The 15,748-nt window shown below is 41.8% G+C and carries 13 protein-coding genes and 1 tRNA gene; 8 read left to right on the top strand and 6 right to left on the bottom strand.

Annotated elements, in window-relative coordinates; genetic code table 11:
- Positions 1–364 precede the first annotated feature (364 nt).
- The 5 genes from HWQ58_RS35280 to HWQ58_RS35260 form a co-directional block, all read right to left on the bottom strand.
- Complete coding sequence (locus HWQ58_RS35280) at positions 365–1,513, bottom strand: glycosyltransferase family 4 protein (RefSeq protein ID WP_292873052.1); 1,149 nt, start codon at positions 1,511–1,513, stop codon at positions 365–367.
- 358 nt (positions 1,514–1,871) lie between these two features.
- On the bottom strand, positions 1,872–3,524 hold the full coding sequence (locus tag HWQ58_RS35275) for an MFS transporter (protein WP_292873062.1): 1,653 nt from the start codon (positions 3,522–3,524) through the stop codon (positions 1,872–1,874).
- Complete coding sequence (gene recO, locus HWQ58_RS35270; protein WP_292873050.1) at positions 3,511–4,461, bottom strand: DNA repair protein RecO; 951 nt, start codon at positions 4,459–4,461, stop codon at positions 3,511–3,513. The genes HWQ58_RS35275 and recO overlap by 14 nt, the downstream gene beginning before the upstream one ends.
- A gap of 112 nt (positions 4,462–4,573) precedes the next feature.
- Positions 4,574–5,254 (bottom strand): deoxyribose-phosphate aldolase, encoded by a 681-nt coding sequence (gene deoC, locus HWQ58_RS35265; RefSeq protein ID WP_292873048.1) that lies wholly within the window; start codon positions 5,252–5,254, stop codon positions 4,574–4,576.
- Between the two features lie 164 nt (positions 5,255–5,418).
- Positions 5,419–6,603, bottom strand: a complete 1,185-nt coding sequence (locus HWQ58_RS35260) for a DNA cytosine methyltransferase (RefSeq protein WP_292873046.1) — start codon at positions 6,601–6,603, stop codon at positions 5,419–5,421.
- A gap of 373 nt (positions 6,604–6,976) precedes the next feature.
- Here HWQ58_RS35260 and HWQ58_RS35255 point away from each other — a divergent pair, with 373 nt between their 5' ends.
- The 7 genes from HWQ58_RS35255 to HWQ58_RS35225 all read left to right on the top strand — a co-directional run bounded on the left by HWQ58_RS35255 (position 6,977) and on the right by HWQ58_RS35225 (position 13,070).
- Entirely contained in the window at positions 6,977–8,251 is a 1,275-nt protein-coding gene (locus tag HWQ58_RS35255; protein ID WP_292873044.1) for a WcaI family glycosyltransferase, read from the top strand.
- 817 nt (positions 8,252–9,068) lie between these two features.
- Positions 9,069–9,527, top strand: coding sequence for a ribosome silencing factor (rsfS, locus tag HWQ58_RS35250; protein WP_292873042.1), 459 nt, complete (start codon positions 9,069–9,071; stop codon positions 9,525–9,527).
- Positions 9,524–10,024, top strand: a complete 501-nt coding sequence (locus HWQ58_RS35245; protein ID WP_292873040.1) for a CGLD27 family protein — start codon at positions 9,524–9,526, stop codon at positions 10,022–10,024. Before rsfS ends, HWQ58_RS35245 begins: the two co-directional genes overlap by 4 nt.
- A 184-nt stretch (positions 10,025–10,208) precedes the next feature.
- Positions 10,209–11,162, top strand: a complete 954-nt coding sequence (locus HWQ58_RS35240) for an asparaginase (RefSeq protein ID WP_292873038.1) — start codon at positions 10,209–10,211, stop codon at positions 11,160–11,162.
- Positions 11,163–11,208: 46 nt separating this feature from the next.
- Positions 11,209–11,285, top strand: a tRNA-Met gene (locus tag HWQ58_RS35235).
- A 103-nt stretch (positions 11,286–11,388) separates the two neighbouring features.
- Positions 11,389–12,843, top strand: a complete 1,455-nt coding sequence (locus HWQ58_RS35230; RefSeq protein ID WP_292873036.1) for a DUF697 domain-containing protein — start codon at positions 11,389–11,391, stop codon at positions 12,841–12,843.
- Positions 12,844–12,938: 95 nt separating this feature from the next.
- Positions 12,939–13,070: a hypothetical protein gene (locus HWQ58_RS35225; protein ID WP_292873034.1), complete on the top strand. Its 132-nt coding sequence runs from the start codon at positions 12,939–12,941 to the stop codon at positions 13,068–13,070.
- Between the two features lie 399 nt (positions 13,071–13,469).
- Here the strand turns inward: HWQ58_RS35225 and HWQ58_RS35220 are convergent, their stop codons facing one another.
- A complete protein-coding gene (locus tag HWQ58_RS35220; protein WP_292873032.1) occupies positions 13,470–14,519 on the bottom strand; it encodes a sugar transferase in 1,050 nt (349 codons plus the stop codon).
- A gap of 198 nt (positions 14,520–14,717) precedes the next feature.
- On the opposite strand from HWQ58_RS35220, the gene HWQ58_RS35215 reads away from it, so the two are divergent.
- Positions 14,718–15,515, top strand: coding sequence for a 7-carboxy-7-deazaguanine synthase QueE (locus HWQ58_RS35215; protein WP_292873030.1), 798 nt, complete (start codon positions 14,718–14,720; stop codon positions 15,513–15,515).
- Positions 15,516–15,748 lie beyond the last annotated feature (233 nt).

The following is a 15,748-nucleotide window of genomic DNA, read 5'->3' as shown; positions in this document are numbered from 1 at the left end:
CATGAGCTTATGCGTTTAAAGCCCAATAAATTACCCTATTTTCAGAAGGGTCTGCGTGCTATGTTCCTTATCCAATCTGCTTTTTAGCTTCTTTGTCACCCCTTCAGGCGAACACTATCTGTTCTTTGAGTATTAAGAATATTTTCAAGCTGCCAAAGTTTTACTCGCCAAATATCGGGATTTCGCCACTCTTATGTGCTGATTATTGGAGCAAGGTTAAAACCGAATATAAGACTGATGAAGAAAAGCTAAACTGCACCTGATGCATCTGGAGAACAATAATGAGCGTAAAAATGCGTAGGCGTAGCCCACACTTCGGCAAAGCTCAGTGACCACTGTAGGCATCGCACTTTATTCCCTTTCCTTACGCTCTACGACTTAGCGGTAGAGGTCGCTGTGCTAAAACTCCTTTATAAAGTTCTTCCAGCAGACTAATATTTTTACTAAGGGTATAGCGGTCTAATACACGCTGTCTAGCTTTTTGCCCCAGTAAGGTTGTTAATTCTGGATGGTCTTGCAACACTGGCAAGAGCGTTCTCAACTGCGATCGCGCTGTTTTGGTACTAATAACGACACCTGCACCCTTTTCCAATACTTCTCCATCTGCACCCACATCTGTTGCTAAACAAGCTAATCCACATGACATTCCTTCTAACAGAGATAAAGATAAACCCTCTACCAATGAAGGCAAAACAAATACATCTGCGCCTCGCAAAATTTCGATGCGTCGGTCTTCATCAGCGACAAATCCCAACCAGATAATGCCGTATTCTGAACCAAAAAACGGCTCTAAGGAAGACTTCAAAGGGCCGTCGCCAACAATTAGTAACTTACTACCAGCCGCCATTGCCGACTGCTTCCAAGCCCGGAGGAGAGCTTCAACATTTTTCTCTGGCGCTATGCGACCCTGATAGACAAACAAGCGTTCGGCTTTAAATTCTGCTTTGATTTTAGAAAGTCCTGGAGAATACTTGGTGGTATCAACACCGTTGGGAATTACGGCAATATTTTCTTCCCTTACGCCCATCCCTGCCAATAATTCTCGCTGAATTTGAGAAAATACAATCACGCGATCGTAGTTAACTAAAAAAGGCGCGTAGAGCTGATAAGCCAAAAGTTGTGTTCCCGATACCAGCTTTGCCCCCTTGCCAGCAAATGGTGTGTGAAAAGTGGCAACTAGGGGCAACCTCAGTTCTTCACAGATTTCCGGTAGAAAAAAGTCTAGAGGAGATAATGTCAAGGAAGCATGGACTACATCTGGTTTGATTTCTCGCAGTGAATCGGTTAAAACTTTGGTGGCTTTAAAAGTGGGAATTGTGTAAACCTGGGACTTGTAAATGAAAGGTAGGGAAACCTCTCGAAGATTTGGCCAATTATCAGGTTCAGACTCTTCCTGGGCGAAGTGAAGAAAGCTAACTTGATGTCCCCTATCTAGCAAAGCATTTGTAATTTCTCGACTGTAGGTGACATTGCCGCAAAAAGGTGATTTTTTTCCAATCCAGGCTATACGCATTCTTTATTTAGCTGTAAGAAAAGCAGGTTTAATCTTATTACTTGTGTGTCCTTTGTGATTTTTCTTTTATCTAGCTATACTTGCTGGTTTTTTTATTTATTAAAAATTTCCACAACTTTCTACTAGTTTAAAAAGCTTCTTGTTAGCTAATTAAACTAGTGGATTTATGGCTTTATTTATTTTAGTTATAAGTTGTTAATTTCTGATATTTAAACAACTTATTCTGACTAATGTCAGATTCATATCCGGCAAGTATGTGATAAATTTTCACTGGCAACAGTTTACCACGAACACAAAAGCTTTAAGTAAATTATTAATTACGTCAAGGTAATAATTAATAACTCCTGTTAGCTGATAACTACTTGTGGGAGTTATACCAGGTTAATATACCTCCTGAAAAGACGATCGCAGCTAATCCCAAAAAAACTACCTGTAATCCCAGAAAGGTTTCTGCGACACCAGCTAATGCTAAAGGTAAGGACAGGGCAATATTAATTACATTGTTCTGCAAGCCAAAAACTTTACCACGCATTTCTGGAGGTGTTTCTGTTTGGATTGCAGTTTGCATGGGAATTCCCACTAGTGCCCCAAAGATGCCCAATAATGCCACCAGTAACAAGACAAGCCACAGCTGAGTTGTAAATACTGACAGACCAATCAGGGATGCTGCCATACCCATACAACCACATAGACTTAGCTGAGTATAGGAGAAGCGTTGACCAAATTGGCCTAGAATTGCTGCTCCACCAGCGATGCCAACACCGCCAGCTGCTAGTAAAAAGCCAAACTGAGAGGCTTTCATGTTGGGAATTATTTCCGCCATCCGAACGGCTAAAACAGTTAATGCTGCAAAGACAGAAAACAAGATAATCAGTTGAAGCAAAGCATTGCGGACGCGCTGATTTGCTTTGAGATAGGCAAAACCGTCTCGCAAGTCAGAGAATACGTGAGGGAATTCTGTATCGGGATGGTGGTGTTTTTCCTTAGTTGCCAGGAGGAACAAAATTAGTCCAGCGATCGCATAACTGCCACCAACTAAAAGTTCCTTACCCAAACTATCACTACCACCAATTTGCAGCCAAAGTCCATCGGCGATCGCTAATAATGGTTCGCCAACAGCAAACCCAACAATCACAGATGCCATCATCGTTGTCGTATAAAGCGAATTTGCCGAGAGTAAATCCTGTTCTTCTACGATTAAGGGAATTGCCGCCTGTTCCGCCGGCGCAAAAAACTGCGTCAGCGTGGAAACTAAAAAAGTCACACCCAGAATGATCAAAAAACCCACTGGCAGCACTCCTATGGGTTTCCAGTCATGAGTCAACCACAGCAGGAAGGGAATTGACAAAACCAGGATGCCACGCCAAATATTTGTTGCCACCAGCACAGCCTTTTTCGACCAGCGATCGACAAATACACCAGCAACGGAACCAAACAATACGGCTGGAATAGTAAAAGCCATCATCAAGACTGATACCCAACCACTAATACTCTGATTGCTTCCTTGAAACTGAGTATTAATCAAGGCAATCATCAAGACTAAATAAACTTTATCTGCTAGTTGAGAAAAAACTTGACCGCCCCAAAGAGCCAAGAAATTAGGATTTTTTAATACAGGTAAAAATCCTAGCTGTTTTACATTCCCTGCAATAGCTTCTCCACCTGAACCAGATCCATCTAATTTCGGTAATTCTTTTTCTGGGATAGTGGCTACTGGCAAATTATGCCCATTGCTAGCGCCGTTACTATCTACCTCAGCAGTGGTTAATTTTTCCTCAGATTGTGTTTCTGATTGGTTTGGAAGATCGGTTTTTGGGATCTCCTCTGTCCAATTTTGATCGTTATTAGAAACATCTTTTGGGGACATTTCTTGGCCATTCATTTGACTAGGTGTAGACTTGGGAACAGCACTCAAGTGATTCCTGACTGTAGGATCTGATACCCTATTCTGTTTTTTGGCGAGGTTTGGTGACAAAGGCAGGATTTTCTTATCCAAATCAGACGGTTGCATCATGGTTGGCAGCAAAATAAGAGTCGATCAAGGTAGCAGAGCGAATAGGGCGGCCTAATTGATACTGAGCATACTGGCGCAAAATCTGCTCAATAGATAACCAGTCATAATCTTTAGCACCATCAATTTGCATTATCTCTGGTTGTGACAGCTGTTGAAGCAAAGCTAGTTCCATAGCACCCAAACGACTAGAAATCACAGGTATTTCTTGCCGATGCACAACAATTGTTTGGGCATTGGGCATGGAGGATGGGACATTGGGCATGGGATATTGGTTATTAATCTCCCCCTGCTCCCCTGCTCCCCTGCTCCTTTGCCTCTGTGCGCTGATCTCCCTCTCCCCCTCTTTTCGTAAACGTTCCCTAGCTTCTAAGGAAACCGTTCCACCCGCAGGGATACTAAATCCTACCTGCCAGTTGGGGTCTGTAAAGTCTGGCTTGAGGGGGTGCTGAGATAAGCAACAGATTTGCACTTGCGGCGTCAGTCCTGCTAAGGCTAAAAGGTGAAATACACCATGAGCCAGATGAGCCAAAACACCAGATAGATTTGCACTAGACACCGCCTCTAAGCGATAGAGATGTTCATTGAACAAATCATAAAGTTCTTCTTGGGGTTGTTCGCTCAAAGCTTCACACAGAACTATTTCTGCTAAATATTGACTGGCAGCCAGTTTTCCCAAATTTTTAGCTAAACCAGGATAAGTTTTTAACGTCTGTGCTTGAGTAATTTTATCAAGCGATCGCCCTTTGGCAATCAATAGTTCATTCACAACAAACATTCCACTCCTACCGCCCAGGCTGGAGTTGTGCTTACGTGACCCTGGAGCCACGGCTCGAATTAGACCGAATTCCCGTGTCAAAATCGTCACTATTTTATCCGATTCTCCCAGTGCCTGGGTTTTAAGATTAATACCAGTTGCTTTGTAGGTTCTACTCATTAGTCATTAGTCATTAGTCACTAGTCATTAGTAGTTATTTAGTCATTAGTCATTGGTCAAGGGTCATTAGATTAGGACAAATGACAAAGGACAAATGACAAAGGACAAATGACTATTCACCCTTTCCCAGGTTATCGCGCTGGCGGATCAAATCCATACCGCGAGATGTACCTAATCTAGTAGCACCCGCTACGATTAAGTCTAGGGCTTGATTGATAGTGTGAATACCACCTGAAGCTTTAATTCCTACCCTTTCTTTTGCCAATTCTTGCAAAAGTCGCACATCTGCCACAGTTGCACCACCATTCCAACCTGTACTAGTTTTTAAGAATGCTGCTCCTGCCTCCATAGCTATTTCAGCAGCTACTTTTTTTTCCGCATCTGTCAACAGGTTAGTTTCCAAAATTACCTTGACTGTTTGCCCAGTCTCTTCACAAATTTCGGCAATCTCTCGGTGGACTTTTTCAGTTTTGCCAGCTTTTAACCAGCCCAAATTCATGACTACATCCAACTCAGTGGCCCCACTATCCGCCGCTTCTTGAGCTTCATACAGTTTCACTGCTGAAGTCGTTGCACCAGAAGGAAAGCCTATCACTGTACAAACTTTCGGGTTTTTACCGTGGAGGAGTTCGACTGCTTGCTTTACATGAGCAGGGAACAGACAAACCGCCGCAAAGTTAAATCTATATGCTTCTTCACACCATTGCTCAACCTGCTCTGGAGTAGCCGTTGGCGTTAACAGGGAGTGATCGATAAATGGCGCAATATCAATGTCTGGATAGTCTGCTGCCATCGTGTCTTCTGCCAGTGATTGATTATTAAACTTTATAAAAAATTAAAACATTTCTTATATATATATTAAACCACATTTATTACGAGTTTATCCTGAAAACAAGCTGCTGAATTGTCTTTAATATTGGCTTTACAGATATTCTGGAATTACTGCAAGTATTTAAGTTAACCCTTAGTAGTAGTAATACTAGGAATATCAACAGGGTTTTTTACACTATGTCCTAAGAAGTTAATAATAGTTTGAGCTAATGCCTGCGATGCCAAATATGGGACACCGTTACCAATAGTTTTAAACATATTAGTAAGTGACATATTTTCTGGAAGTACAAAATTTGCAGGCAAAGATTGGATAGCTAAAGCTTCTGCTACAGAAATTCGCCGGACTTTGTAAGGATGCAAATGTACTTCATTATTTCCATAGCAAGCTGTCGGAGAATAACGCCATCTATGTAGACGCTTGAAAGACTTTTTAGAATCATCTCCTTCATCAATAGCAGCAAATCTTGTGATACCTGCCCTTGGTTGAAAACAGTTTTCAGCATTATGATGTTTCAGAACGTTATTTTTTCTAAACCAGTATTCAACTGTTAATTCTTCAGGTATGCCATCAGGACAAGGTATTAGAGAATTTTCTTGAAATGGATCGCACTTACGCCAAGGGGAAGCAAAAACTTTTTCGTGAGGATATAAGATATAATTATCCCAAGGGAAATATTCCTCATGTAGTAACTTTTCACTACCAATTTTGATCCCTATGTCCTGAAGAAAATTATTTTTGAAACCAATTAAAATAATTCTTTCTCTATCCTGGGGTACGCCATATTCGATAGCATTAATTAGTCGTTCTGTTAATATATAGCCTGCTTCGTGTAATTTTTGCTTGAGGGATTGAAAAAATAAACGGTGTTTTGTTGTCTTCCATAAACCCTTAACGTTCTCAAATAAAAAGAAGTCGGGAATGTTTTGGCAAATTAATTCAATGTATGAAGCGGAAAGCTTACCATTCTCTCCCAAACCTCCTCTATTTTTTCCACCAATAGAAAAATCAGGACAGGGAGGCCCACCGATGAAACCAATTATATTATGAGATTTGCGGCAGTCTTTGACTAATTCTTGAAGGTGTTGTGCTTCTTTTCCAACAATAAGTTTTGTTACATCTGCTGCTTCACCATGATGATATTCATATTCAGGCGATCGCATTTTCAGAACTTCTCGCGAATGGCGATAGGCGGCGATGAATGGGGCGAAGATTTCATTGACATAAACAATATTAAAACCGCTGGTTTCAAAACCTAAATCGAGGAAACCTGAGCCAGCAAAAAAAGAGAAAATACAAGGGTGATCGCTCATTGAATTACTAGTACGAGCAAAAAGTATTATTAGTATTCAGATTCTAGAAAAATGGCTTATGTGCGTCACTTATAGAGAGAGTTAATACTAACTATCCCAATTTGGTTTTAAGGGTTAGTAAAATCTAATATACTTAGGGTTTCTACGTAAGTAATAATCAAAAAATAACAATTGAAAAACTACTTAAATAGTAAAAAAAGTTTACAGTTCCTCTAAGTATTACATCTGAAAGTTTACTCAATCTTTAAGGAAAATACCTGACAGAGAAAGAGTCTGGAGTCACAATTAAATATAGAGGTTTACAAGCCCAAATAATATTCCAGACAAATATTTGTCATTAAATAAAAAACCGGGGTACTTCGGACTAAATTTTATGCGGATTTTAATTTACTCCTACAACTACTATCCAGAACCGATTGGTATTGCCCCACTGATGACTGAATTAGCAGAGGGACTAGTGAAACGTGGGCATGAAGTGCGTGTAGTTACCGCTATGCCCAACTACCCTGAGCGGCAAATTTATCAGGAATATCGGGGCAAATGGTATGTCAACGAATACAAAAATGGCGTTCAAATTCAACGCAGTTACGTTTGGATTCGTCCACAACCCAACCTATTAGATCGGGTGTTATTAGATGCTAGTTTCGTAGTCACTAGCTTTGTACCCTCCCTCATGGGTTGGCGCCCAGATGTGATTATCTCAACATCGCCATCCTTGCCAAGCTGTGTACCAGTAGCTCTTTTAGGATGGTTACGTGCTTGTCCTGTTATTTTAAATCTACAAGATATCTTACCAGAAGCAGCCGTCCATGTCGGTCTGCTGAAAAATAAATTACTTATCCGGTTGTTTACATTATTGGAAAAATTTGCTTACAGCAGTGCCAGTAAAATTAGCGTCATTGCTGATGGGTTTGTGGACAATTTGCGTTCTAAGGGCGTAGAAGCTGACAAAATTGTGCAAATTCCCAATTGGGTTGATGTAAATTTTATCCGTCCTTTGCCTAAAAAAGATAATGCTTTCCGCACAGCACATAATCTAAACGGCAAATTTGTAGTACTGTATTCTGGTAACATTGCCCTAACCCAAGGCTTAGAAAGCGTCGTCAAAGCTGCTTCTGTCTTGCGCCATATCTCAGATATTGTCTTTGTCATCGTTGGAGAGGCAAAAGGTCTACAGCGATTGCAACAAGAATGTCTAGACTGCGGCGCAGATAATGTGTTGTTACTGCCATTTCAACCCCGCAAAGATTTGCCACAAATGTTAGCAGCTGCGGATGTTGGTTTAGTGGTGCAAAAGAAAAATGTTGTATCCTTCAATATGCCGTCAAAAATTCAAGTGCTACTTGCTAGTGGAGGGGCCTTAGTTGCCTCTGTGCCCGACAATGGTACGGCAGCAAGAGCCATTAGGCAAAGTGGCGGCGGAGTTATTGTTCCTCCAGAAGATCCCCAAGCTTTAGCAATGGCAATTTTAGATTTGTACGAAAACCCCGAAAAAGTCAAAACTCTGGGTTACAAAAGTCGCCAATATGCCGTTGAGCAATATGCTTTTGAGCAAGCTTTAAATCAGTATGAGTCTTTGTGTTACTCATTGACAGCAGATCGTAGAGCAATTCAGTCTACAGGGATAGTTACCAAACAAGAAGTTTAATCTTTGTAGCAAAGTTATGCTGCATCTGTAGAAATTGCAATTATGCCCTCATATCTAAGTAATAGAAGATATTGAGGGTAAAAAATTTTACTAAAAATCCGATAGCGATAGACAAGTAGGTTTTTAGGTGGATTGTTGAACTAAAATCTCACGGCTTCACTTCATTCAATCGGTGGGTAATCGATTAAAAGGTATTTTACAATATTTAATACTTTACGTATAAAAATCGCACTTTTGCTAGACCAGTCATTAGTATGCTGTGTTATGTCGTAATTTTTAGCAAACAGTATAAAGCCTAGATATCCCGTTATCTGCGAATTACTAGCTTTACCATACTCAGTGCCTCGGCTGAGAGTGCTGAGTAATAAAAAGAGTACGGGCTAAACGCCCCGCTTTCGCTAACAGCACTTTCGCACTTGGGTTTTTGCCCCGCCCGACGTTAAGCGGAATCTTGCAATCGGGAGAAGGTTGATACCCCACCCGATGTTAAGCGGTCTTTTAACTCGCTTGCCGAGGCACTTTCAACTCAGCACTCTTCATATTACATATTATGCTGTTTGATGAATCTGCGATTATTTTCGTTGTCAATTCTTGCTGAAAAGCTATTGGTTGATTTATTGCTGCACAATAACCATCAGCTTTTCAGCAGTTGCGGATATCGAAATCTAAACAGCCAATTATTAAACGAGGCCCATAGACACCTATTTTTTTGTTAGTATTCAAAAAAACCTATTGACACATTTGTCAGATCAATTGTTTGTTGTTTGTAAGTAAATGTCAACAATTGTTTCAAAAGGAAGAAAGCACCTGAGGTTTAATGACTGATTATTTCCAAGGAAATTTCCCATTGCAATCTGTCCCACTGACGAAGAGTGCGGTAATAAGCTACGGCCAAACCGAAGAGGCGAGCGAAAAATTAGCTGCAACGATCGCGATTGCGGCATCAGACCGCAAAGCAGGTGAGATTTTATTGCTCAAAGTAGCAGAGGTATCTTACCTAGCTGATTACTTTGTGATGATGACTGGCTATTCTAGGGTACAGGTTAGGGCGATCGCTCAAGCAATTGAAGGAAAAGTCGAAACTGAGTTGCAACGCCGTCCTTTAAGGACAGAAGGCAAAATCGAGGGGAGTTGGGTACTACAAGACTACGGTGATGTGATTGTTCACATCATGATGCCCAAAGAACGGGAGTTTTATAATTTAGAAGCGTTCTGGATTCATGCAGAACGTATTTCCCTTCCAGAATCTGATGAGGGTGAGGGTAAGCCAACATGATTAGGTCTTCGGTTTCTAATTGCCCAGTTCCTACAGACCAACAACCACTCAATGAATACGAAGAGTTAAAAACTTCCTGGCTGTTTCGTGATACCACTTTAGATTGGCGCGAGTATATCACGAAACTTGTTTGGATTTGGGGTTTATCTTGGCTTTTTGCAGGGCCGATAGCTGCGGCAAGTTTTCCCCCTCACAAGTATATTGCACATTTTCTTCTCTGCGGTGCAGCCGGAGCAAGTGTTGGGTTAGTGCTGATACTGGTAAGGTTGTACTTAGGCTGGTTCTACGTGTGCGATCGCCTTTGTAGTCCCACAGTATTTTATGAAGAGTCCGGCTGGTACGACGGTCAAACTTGGACAAAGCCACAGGAAGTGCTCAACCGCGATTGCTTAATTGTTGCATACGAAATTAAACCCATTCTACGGCGGTTACAATTTACCTTTGCTGGCTTGGCGGGAATGTACGTTACTGGTACTATAGGTTGGCATTTGTTTTAAAGAATTATTGGTCATTGGTGAGCCAGTGCGGTCTTCTCCCTTGGCGTTAGCGAACGCGAGTGCGTCTCTAAGAGTTGCGGTAGCGACGTAGGAGCGTCACCCGAAGGGTCATTAGTCTTTAGCTAATGACTAATGACCAATGACCAATGACTAATTAATTAAAAAAGGTGATAAATATAAACCCATGACAATGGGAAAACGAACTCAAGCCACAGCACTGGAAGTCCGGTTGCTGCGGGAAGGTATTATTGAATCCAGGCATATAGTCCAAGCTGTTGTCTGCGACGAACGAGGACGGGTTCTAACTGTTGCCGGAAATTCTGAAACTGCTGCATTTATCCGTTCAGCCCTCAAACCATTTCAGGCACTCGCTGTCACCACAACAGGTACACTGGAACGCTATCAACTCAGCGATCGCGACTTAGCAATTATCACAAGTTCCCATAAAGGAAAAATAGATCAAGTCCGACAGGTATTTAACATCCTTTGGCGGGCGGATCTTGACCCGACTATACTCCAGTGTCCAATTCCTGAAGGCAAACGGAGTCCCCTGGAATACAATTGCTCTGGAAAACATGCAGGAATGTTAGCCGTTTGTCAGCAACGCCATTGGCCCTTGAATAACTACTTGGATCGCAAGCACCCAATACAGCAGTTAATTTTGGGCAAAGTAGCAGAGTTGCTGCGAATGCCAGCAGCAGAATTTATCAGCGCTCATGACGACTGTGGCGCACCAACTTATCTGATGCAACTCGGTCACATGGCATCTTTATATGCACTGTTAGCCTCTAGTACCAACTTGGATATGGAGCGCATCGTCCGTGCTATGACTCATCACCCGGCGATGGTAGCAGGAGATGGAGAATTTGATACGGAACTGATGCGCTTAACTCCAGGAGAACTAGTCAGCAAAACTGGTGCCGAAGGAGTGCAGTGCATTGGTAGACTCGGTGAAGGTTTGGGATTGGCAATCAAAGTCATGGATGGGGCGAAACGAGCAAAATATGCTGTTGCTATTCACTTACTCCAGCAAATGGGGTGGATTAGTCCCAGCGCCGCCGAAAGCCTCTCAGAAACATTTGTCACCTTGGGAAAATACAAGCGTTTAGAAGTAATTGGAGAATTATCATTTTTGTAGTTGCCAAACTCTTGACTATAAGTTATGCTATAAAAGTTAAGAGCGACGCGGGATAGAGCAGCCTGGTAGCTCGTCGGGCTCATAACCCGAAGGTCAGTGGTTCAAATCCACTTCCCGCCACCAAATAAAATATCAAACAAAACCCTACAATCAGTAAAGATTGCGGGGTTTTGTTTTATTTTGATCTATTCTGGAAGAAATAGCCATCTAAAAGGCGCGGAGAATCATGGTTGTGAAGTTGCAGCGACCAATTTTAGTGGGAGGATTGGGACTTTCCTTTTCTCTGTGGATGTTGGACAGTTGGCACGATTCTATAGTGCAGGTGGGTGAGTTTGGTTTGTTGAGTGCTTTAGCTGTAGGTGGTGGTTTGTGGTTATTCCAGCAAAATCGCCCCAAAGACAGTTTAAAGCAGCTAGATGGTATGGTGGTTGATCGAGCGACTGTGGAAAGTGCGATCGCTAAAACTGAAACTGTAATTAACCAACTAGCACAAGAAGCAGAAAACCATCCAGCCTTAGAGACACTCAGAGAACAAGTTGCCCAATTATTGCTGGAATTAGACAGGCAAAAAATTAAAGTAGCTGTGACTGGCGGGAAATCCGTGGGTAAAAGCACTTTAATTCAAGTGCTACAAAATCTAGAGACACAAAATTTCGTGTCTCTACAAGAGACAGCACCTTTGTTTAGAGAAGTGGGTGAAAATTCAGATACGGCTATTTTGGCAGAAGTAGCAAAATCTGATTTTGTTCTATTTCTGACAAACGGTGATTTGACAGACTCAGAATTTCAAACCCTACAGCAGCTAAAGGCAGCAAATCAGCCTAATATGCTGGTTTTCAACAAACAAGACCAGTATTTAACTGATGAAAGCGCCAACATCCTGCTGTCATTGAAACAGCGGATGCAGGCAAATGTAGTTGCAACTGCGGCCTCTCCCATTGCCATCAAAGTCCGAAAGCATGAGGCTGATGGTTCTGTGCAAGAGTGGATGGAACAACCAGCAGCAGATATCCAGCAGTTAACTCAACAGTTGGGTGAAGTTTTGGCACAGCAAGGACAACGGCTAGTTTGGGTAACTACCATGAGGAAAGCCGGATTGTTGAAAGCTGAAGCGAAAAATTGGCTGAATGGAACCAGACGCGATCGCGCCACCCCAATTATTGAACAATATCAGTGGATAGCTGCCGCCGCTGCCTTTGCTAATCCAGTACCAGCCTTTGATATTCTGGCAACTGCGGCAATTAATGCTCAAATGGTAATGGATTTGGGTAATATCTATCAGCAAAAATTTTCCCTAGAACAGGCACAAACCGTAGCTGGAACAATGGGAAGTTTAATGCTGAAATTGGGTTTAGTTGAACTTTCTACAAAGGCTATTAGTACTGTTCTGAAAAGTAATGCCCTTACCTTTGTTGCTGGTGGCGTAGTGCAGGGAGTAAGTGCAGCTTATCTGACTAGAGTCGCAGGGTTAAGTCTAGTTGAGTATTTCCAACAGCAGGAAATAGCGATAGATTCTGGAACTGGTTTAAATTTGGATAATTTGCGGCAAACATTGCAAAAGGTATTTCAGCAAAATCAGCAAATTGGTTTTTTGCAGAGGTTTGTTAAGCAAGGTGTGAAGCGTTTGTTGCCAGAAGTGCAACAAGTTGAAGTAGTTGGTGTTGAGAAGTTCGTGGGTTAAGTTCATCTAGAGGCGCAGAGTTTTTCTTTGCGCCTTTGTATTAAGCTGAAAAATATGGTAATCGTTGCGACTACTGTTTTGAGGATAGGTAAATCATGAAAACGCTTTATCTTACAAACACAGAAATTTTTAAATATTGTAATCAAATTCTCACAGAATTAGTAGAAAAGCAATTCAGCAATCCTCTATTAGAAATTGAGGATCAAACAATGACAGGTGAGTTTTAACCATATATTAAACAATTATCTAGCCTTTAATTGAGAATGGGCGATCGCGCTTGTATTTTTTCCTTTTTTGCTGGTTCAGCTTTCCTAGATTTAGGTTTTTAAACCCGCGATTTTAACATTGTTTATGTCAATGTTAAGCAGAGGATGACACTTGCGTAGTGCAATGAAGAGTGCTGAGTTCCGAGTGCTGAGTGCTGAGTTGAAAGACCACCCACAAGGGGCGGGGCTAAAACCCAAGTACATCAGTACCGAGTACTTTTTCTTCACTCAGCACTCAGCGCTCAGTAGTGAGTTGGTAAATAAACCTAAAATTTACCCAAGCCTAAAATAGGCTTGGGTGTATTTAAGAATATCGTGAGAGTTGCGAGTTATCAAAAAATTGTGAATAAGGATAATTAACTAAACAGCACCACTGTTTCTATTAAACAGAATAGCTATAGTTTTGAAAATTAGCTTTAAATCGTACATTAAACTCCAATTTTTTTGATACTGCAAATCTAGACGAATTACATCTTCAAAACTACGGACTGTAGAACGCCCATTTACTTGCCATTCGCCAGTCATACCGGGTTTTACATCTAAACGTTGCCACTCAGGTACTTCATAGCGTTCCACTTCATCGGGTGTAGGTGGTCGAGTGCCTACTAAACTCATCTCTCCTTTGAGGACGTTCCAAAATTGGGGTAATTCATCAAGACTAGTTCGCCGTAAAAAGCGCCCTACCTTAGTAATTCTGGGGTCATTCTCATTCTTGAAAAAAGCACCTTGCACTTGGTTTTTGACTTGGGATTTCTTCGCTTCTGCATCCACACACATAGAGCGGAATTTCCAAATCTTAAACTGTTTCCCCATCCAACCACAACGAATTTGACTAAAGAAAATGGGTCCGGGATCGTTAATTTGAATAGCGATCGCAATTGGAATAAACAAAATTCCTGTAATTAATAAACCAATCATTGACCCAACAATATCTAAGAACCGTTTCATCCAAGATGCCATAGAAGGGTGAGTGGTGGGTAACTGCTCTACTTTACGGGAAGTTGTCTTGCGATTATCTACGACGTCATCTTGTTCTATTAACGATTTATCCCCCAGAAGCTCTAGAGAAAAAACCTGATCCAACCCTGTGAGTTTTAGGACTGCCATGACTTGAGGTGTTACATTCCGCAGTGTTAATGTAATATTCTTAGTCTGAGCGTATTTAAAATTACTTACCAGGGCACCTAAACCACTACTATCGATAAAAGTAGTTTGGTGAAAGTCAATGATGATTTGCTTGGGATGTGAATTGGGCCCAATTAAGCCTTGGCAGGTTTGCTTAAAGCCTAAAGCCTCCAGCACGCTCAACCGCGTCGGCACCTGCACTATAGCCATGTCGTTTAGGGAATTAACTGGAAAATCGACCTCTGTCGGTTGGCTAGTCATGAAGCTCTGCACTTTCGTTGCCATGTATAATGTAATCTGCCAAACATTACTTTGTCCTACAAAATTACTTAACCTAATATCGGAATTAGTGGTAATCAGGACTAACTGCTATTTACCGGGGCTGAGATTGGAGATCGCTAGCGACGATTCACAATAGAACAAGAAGCCAAAAAACATCCTTGCTGTTGTGCCGACGCAGCGCGATCGCGTTGCTCTCATCAAATGATTGCTAAAAATACGGTTACACCTACCGCACGCCTGATTGAGGTCTTTTCTGCCATTCAAGGGGAAGGACTGAATGTAGGGACACGTCAGATATTTATTCGTTTTGCTTTGTGTGATTTGCGCTGTCACTTTTGTGATAGTGCCCACACTTGGAATGCACCTACTACTTGTCGGATAGAGCGATCGCCTGGATTGCGCGACTTTGAAATTCACTCTAACCCTGTCCCATTACCCATATTAATCGAATGGGTGGAACAGCAAAATCTACCTTGTCTACACGATAGCATTAGCTTAACTGGCGGCGAACCACTTCTTCATGTCTCATTTCTAACGCAGTTTCTACCCCAAGTGCGAGCCATAACTGGTCTACCTATATACTTAGAAACCGGCGGACATCGCCCAGAACAACTAGCAATGATTATCCCATACTTAGACTCTGTAGGTATGGATTTAAAATTGCCCAGTGTTAGCGGCGAAAGTCATTGGCAAGAACATAGTAAATTTCTCCAGTTATGTTATGACTCATATTTAAATGTTTTTGTCAAGATAATTGTGTCTCAAAACACAGATCCCGCCGAGTTGGAACGTTCAGCTTCGTTGGTGGCAGAGGTTAGTCCAAATATCCCAGTATTTTTACAACCTGTCACGCCTTTGGCTGTATCAGAACAATTTTCTCCAGTACCTGTACTTGCGCCTTCCAGCGATCGAGTTTTGACGTGGCAAGCTTTGATGAAGGGGTTTGTCAAGCACGTGCGCGTGATCCCCCAAACGCATAAAATGCTGAACCAGTTGTAAAATTTCAGTTTGATAAAGATGCAGTCAAGAAAAAAGTAAGATTTTATGAAATCGTAATTGGGCTGTTGTCGCTAATTAGGGAGGCAGCAGCCCCCTTACTAGGCAGTCTAATCAGCCAAATCAAAAGACCACTAAGAGGTTTTATTAGGTAAAATCTTGCCTCCCTGACTCGGTGAGAAACTTGAACTAAAGTTCAAGGCAGGGAGAGGTTCGTCAAACTGACGTTGATTTAA

Origin of the sequence: Nostoc sp. LPT (assembly GCF_017115165.1) — a bacterium.
Classification (GTDB): domain Bacteria; phylum Cyanobacteriota; class Cyanobacteriia; order Cyanobacteriales; family Nostocaceae; genus Nostoc.
Note: the sequence above shows the minus strand (reverse complement) of the source record. Positions and strands in the feature narration are given on the sequence as shown.

What these genes read in the sequence shown, in the direction of transcription:
- HWQ58_RS35255 (WP_292873044.1), top strand. Translation starts at nt 6,977, where the DNA reads ATGCGGATTTTAATTTACTCCTACAACTACTATCCAGAACCGATTGGT.
- HWQ58_RS35240 (WP_292873038.1), top strand. Translation starts at nt 10,209, where the DNA reads ATGACAATGGGAAAACGAACTCAAGCCACAGCACTGGAAGTCCGGTTG.
- HWQ58_RS35215 (WP_292873030.1), top strand. Translation starts at nt 14,718, where the DNA reads ATGATTGCTAAAAATACGGTTACACCTACCGCACGCCTGATTGAGGTC.
- HWQ58_RS35225 (WP_292873034.1), top strand. Translation starts at nt 12,939, where the DNA reads ATGAAAACGCTTTATCTTACAAACACAGAAATTTTTAAATATTGTAAT.
- deoC (WP_292873048.1), bottom strand. Translation starts at nt 5,254, where the DNA reads ATGGCAGCAGACTATCCAGACATTGATATTGCGCCATTTATCGATCAC.
- HWQ58_RS35245 (WP_292873040.1), top strand. Translation starts at nt 9,524, where the DNA reads ATGATTAGGTCTTCGGTTTCTAATTGCCCAGTTCCTACAGACCAACAA.
- rsfS (WP_292873042.1), top strand. Translation starts at nt 9,069, where the DNA reads ATGACTGATTATTTCCAAGGAAATTTCCCATTGCAATCTGTCCCACTG.
- HWQ58_RS35260 (WP_292873046.1), bottom strand. Translation starts at nt 6,603, where the DNA reads ATGAGCGATCACCCTTGTATTTTCTCTTTTTTTGCTGGCTCAGGTTTC.
- HWQ58_RS35275 (WP_292873062.1), bottom strand. Translation starts at nt 3,524, where the DNA reads ATGCAACCGTCTGATTTGGATAAGAAAATCCTGCCTTTGTCACCAAAC.
- HWQ58_RS35280 (WP_292873052.1), bottom strand. Translation starts at nt 1,513, where the DNA reads ATGCGTATAGCCTGGATTGGAAAAAAATCACCTTTTTGCGGCAATGTC.
- recO (WP_292873050.1), bottom strand. Translation starts at nt 4,461, where the DNA reads ATGAGTAGAACCTACAAAGCAACTGGTATTAATCTTAAAACCCAGGCA.
- HWQ58_RS35230 (WP_292873036.1), top strand. Translation starts at nt 11,389, where the DNA reads ATGGTTGTGAAGTTGCAGCGACCAATTTTAGTGGGAGGATTGGGACTT.
- HWQ58_RS35220 (WP_292873032.1), bottom strand. Translation starts at nt 14,519, where the DNA reads ATGGCAACGAAAGTGCAGAGCTTCATGACTAGCCAACCGACAGAGGTC.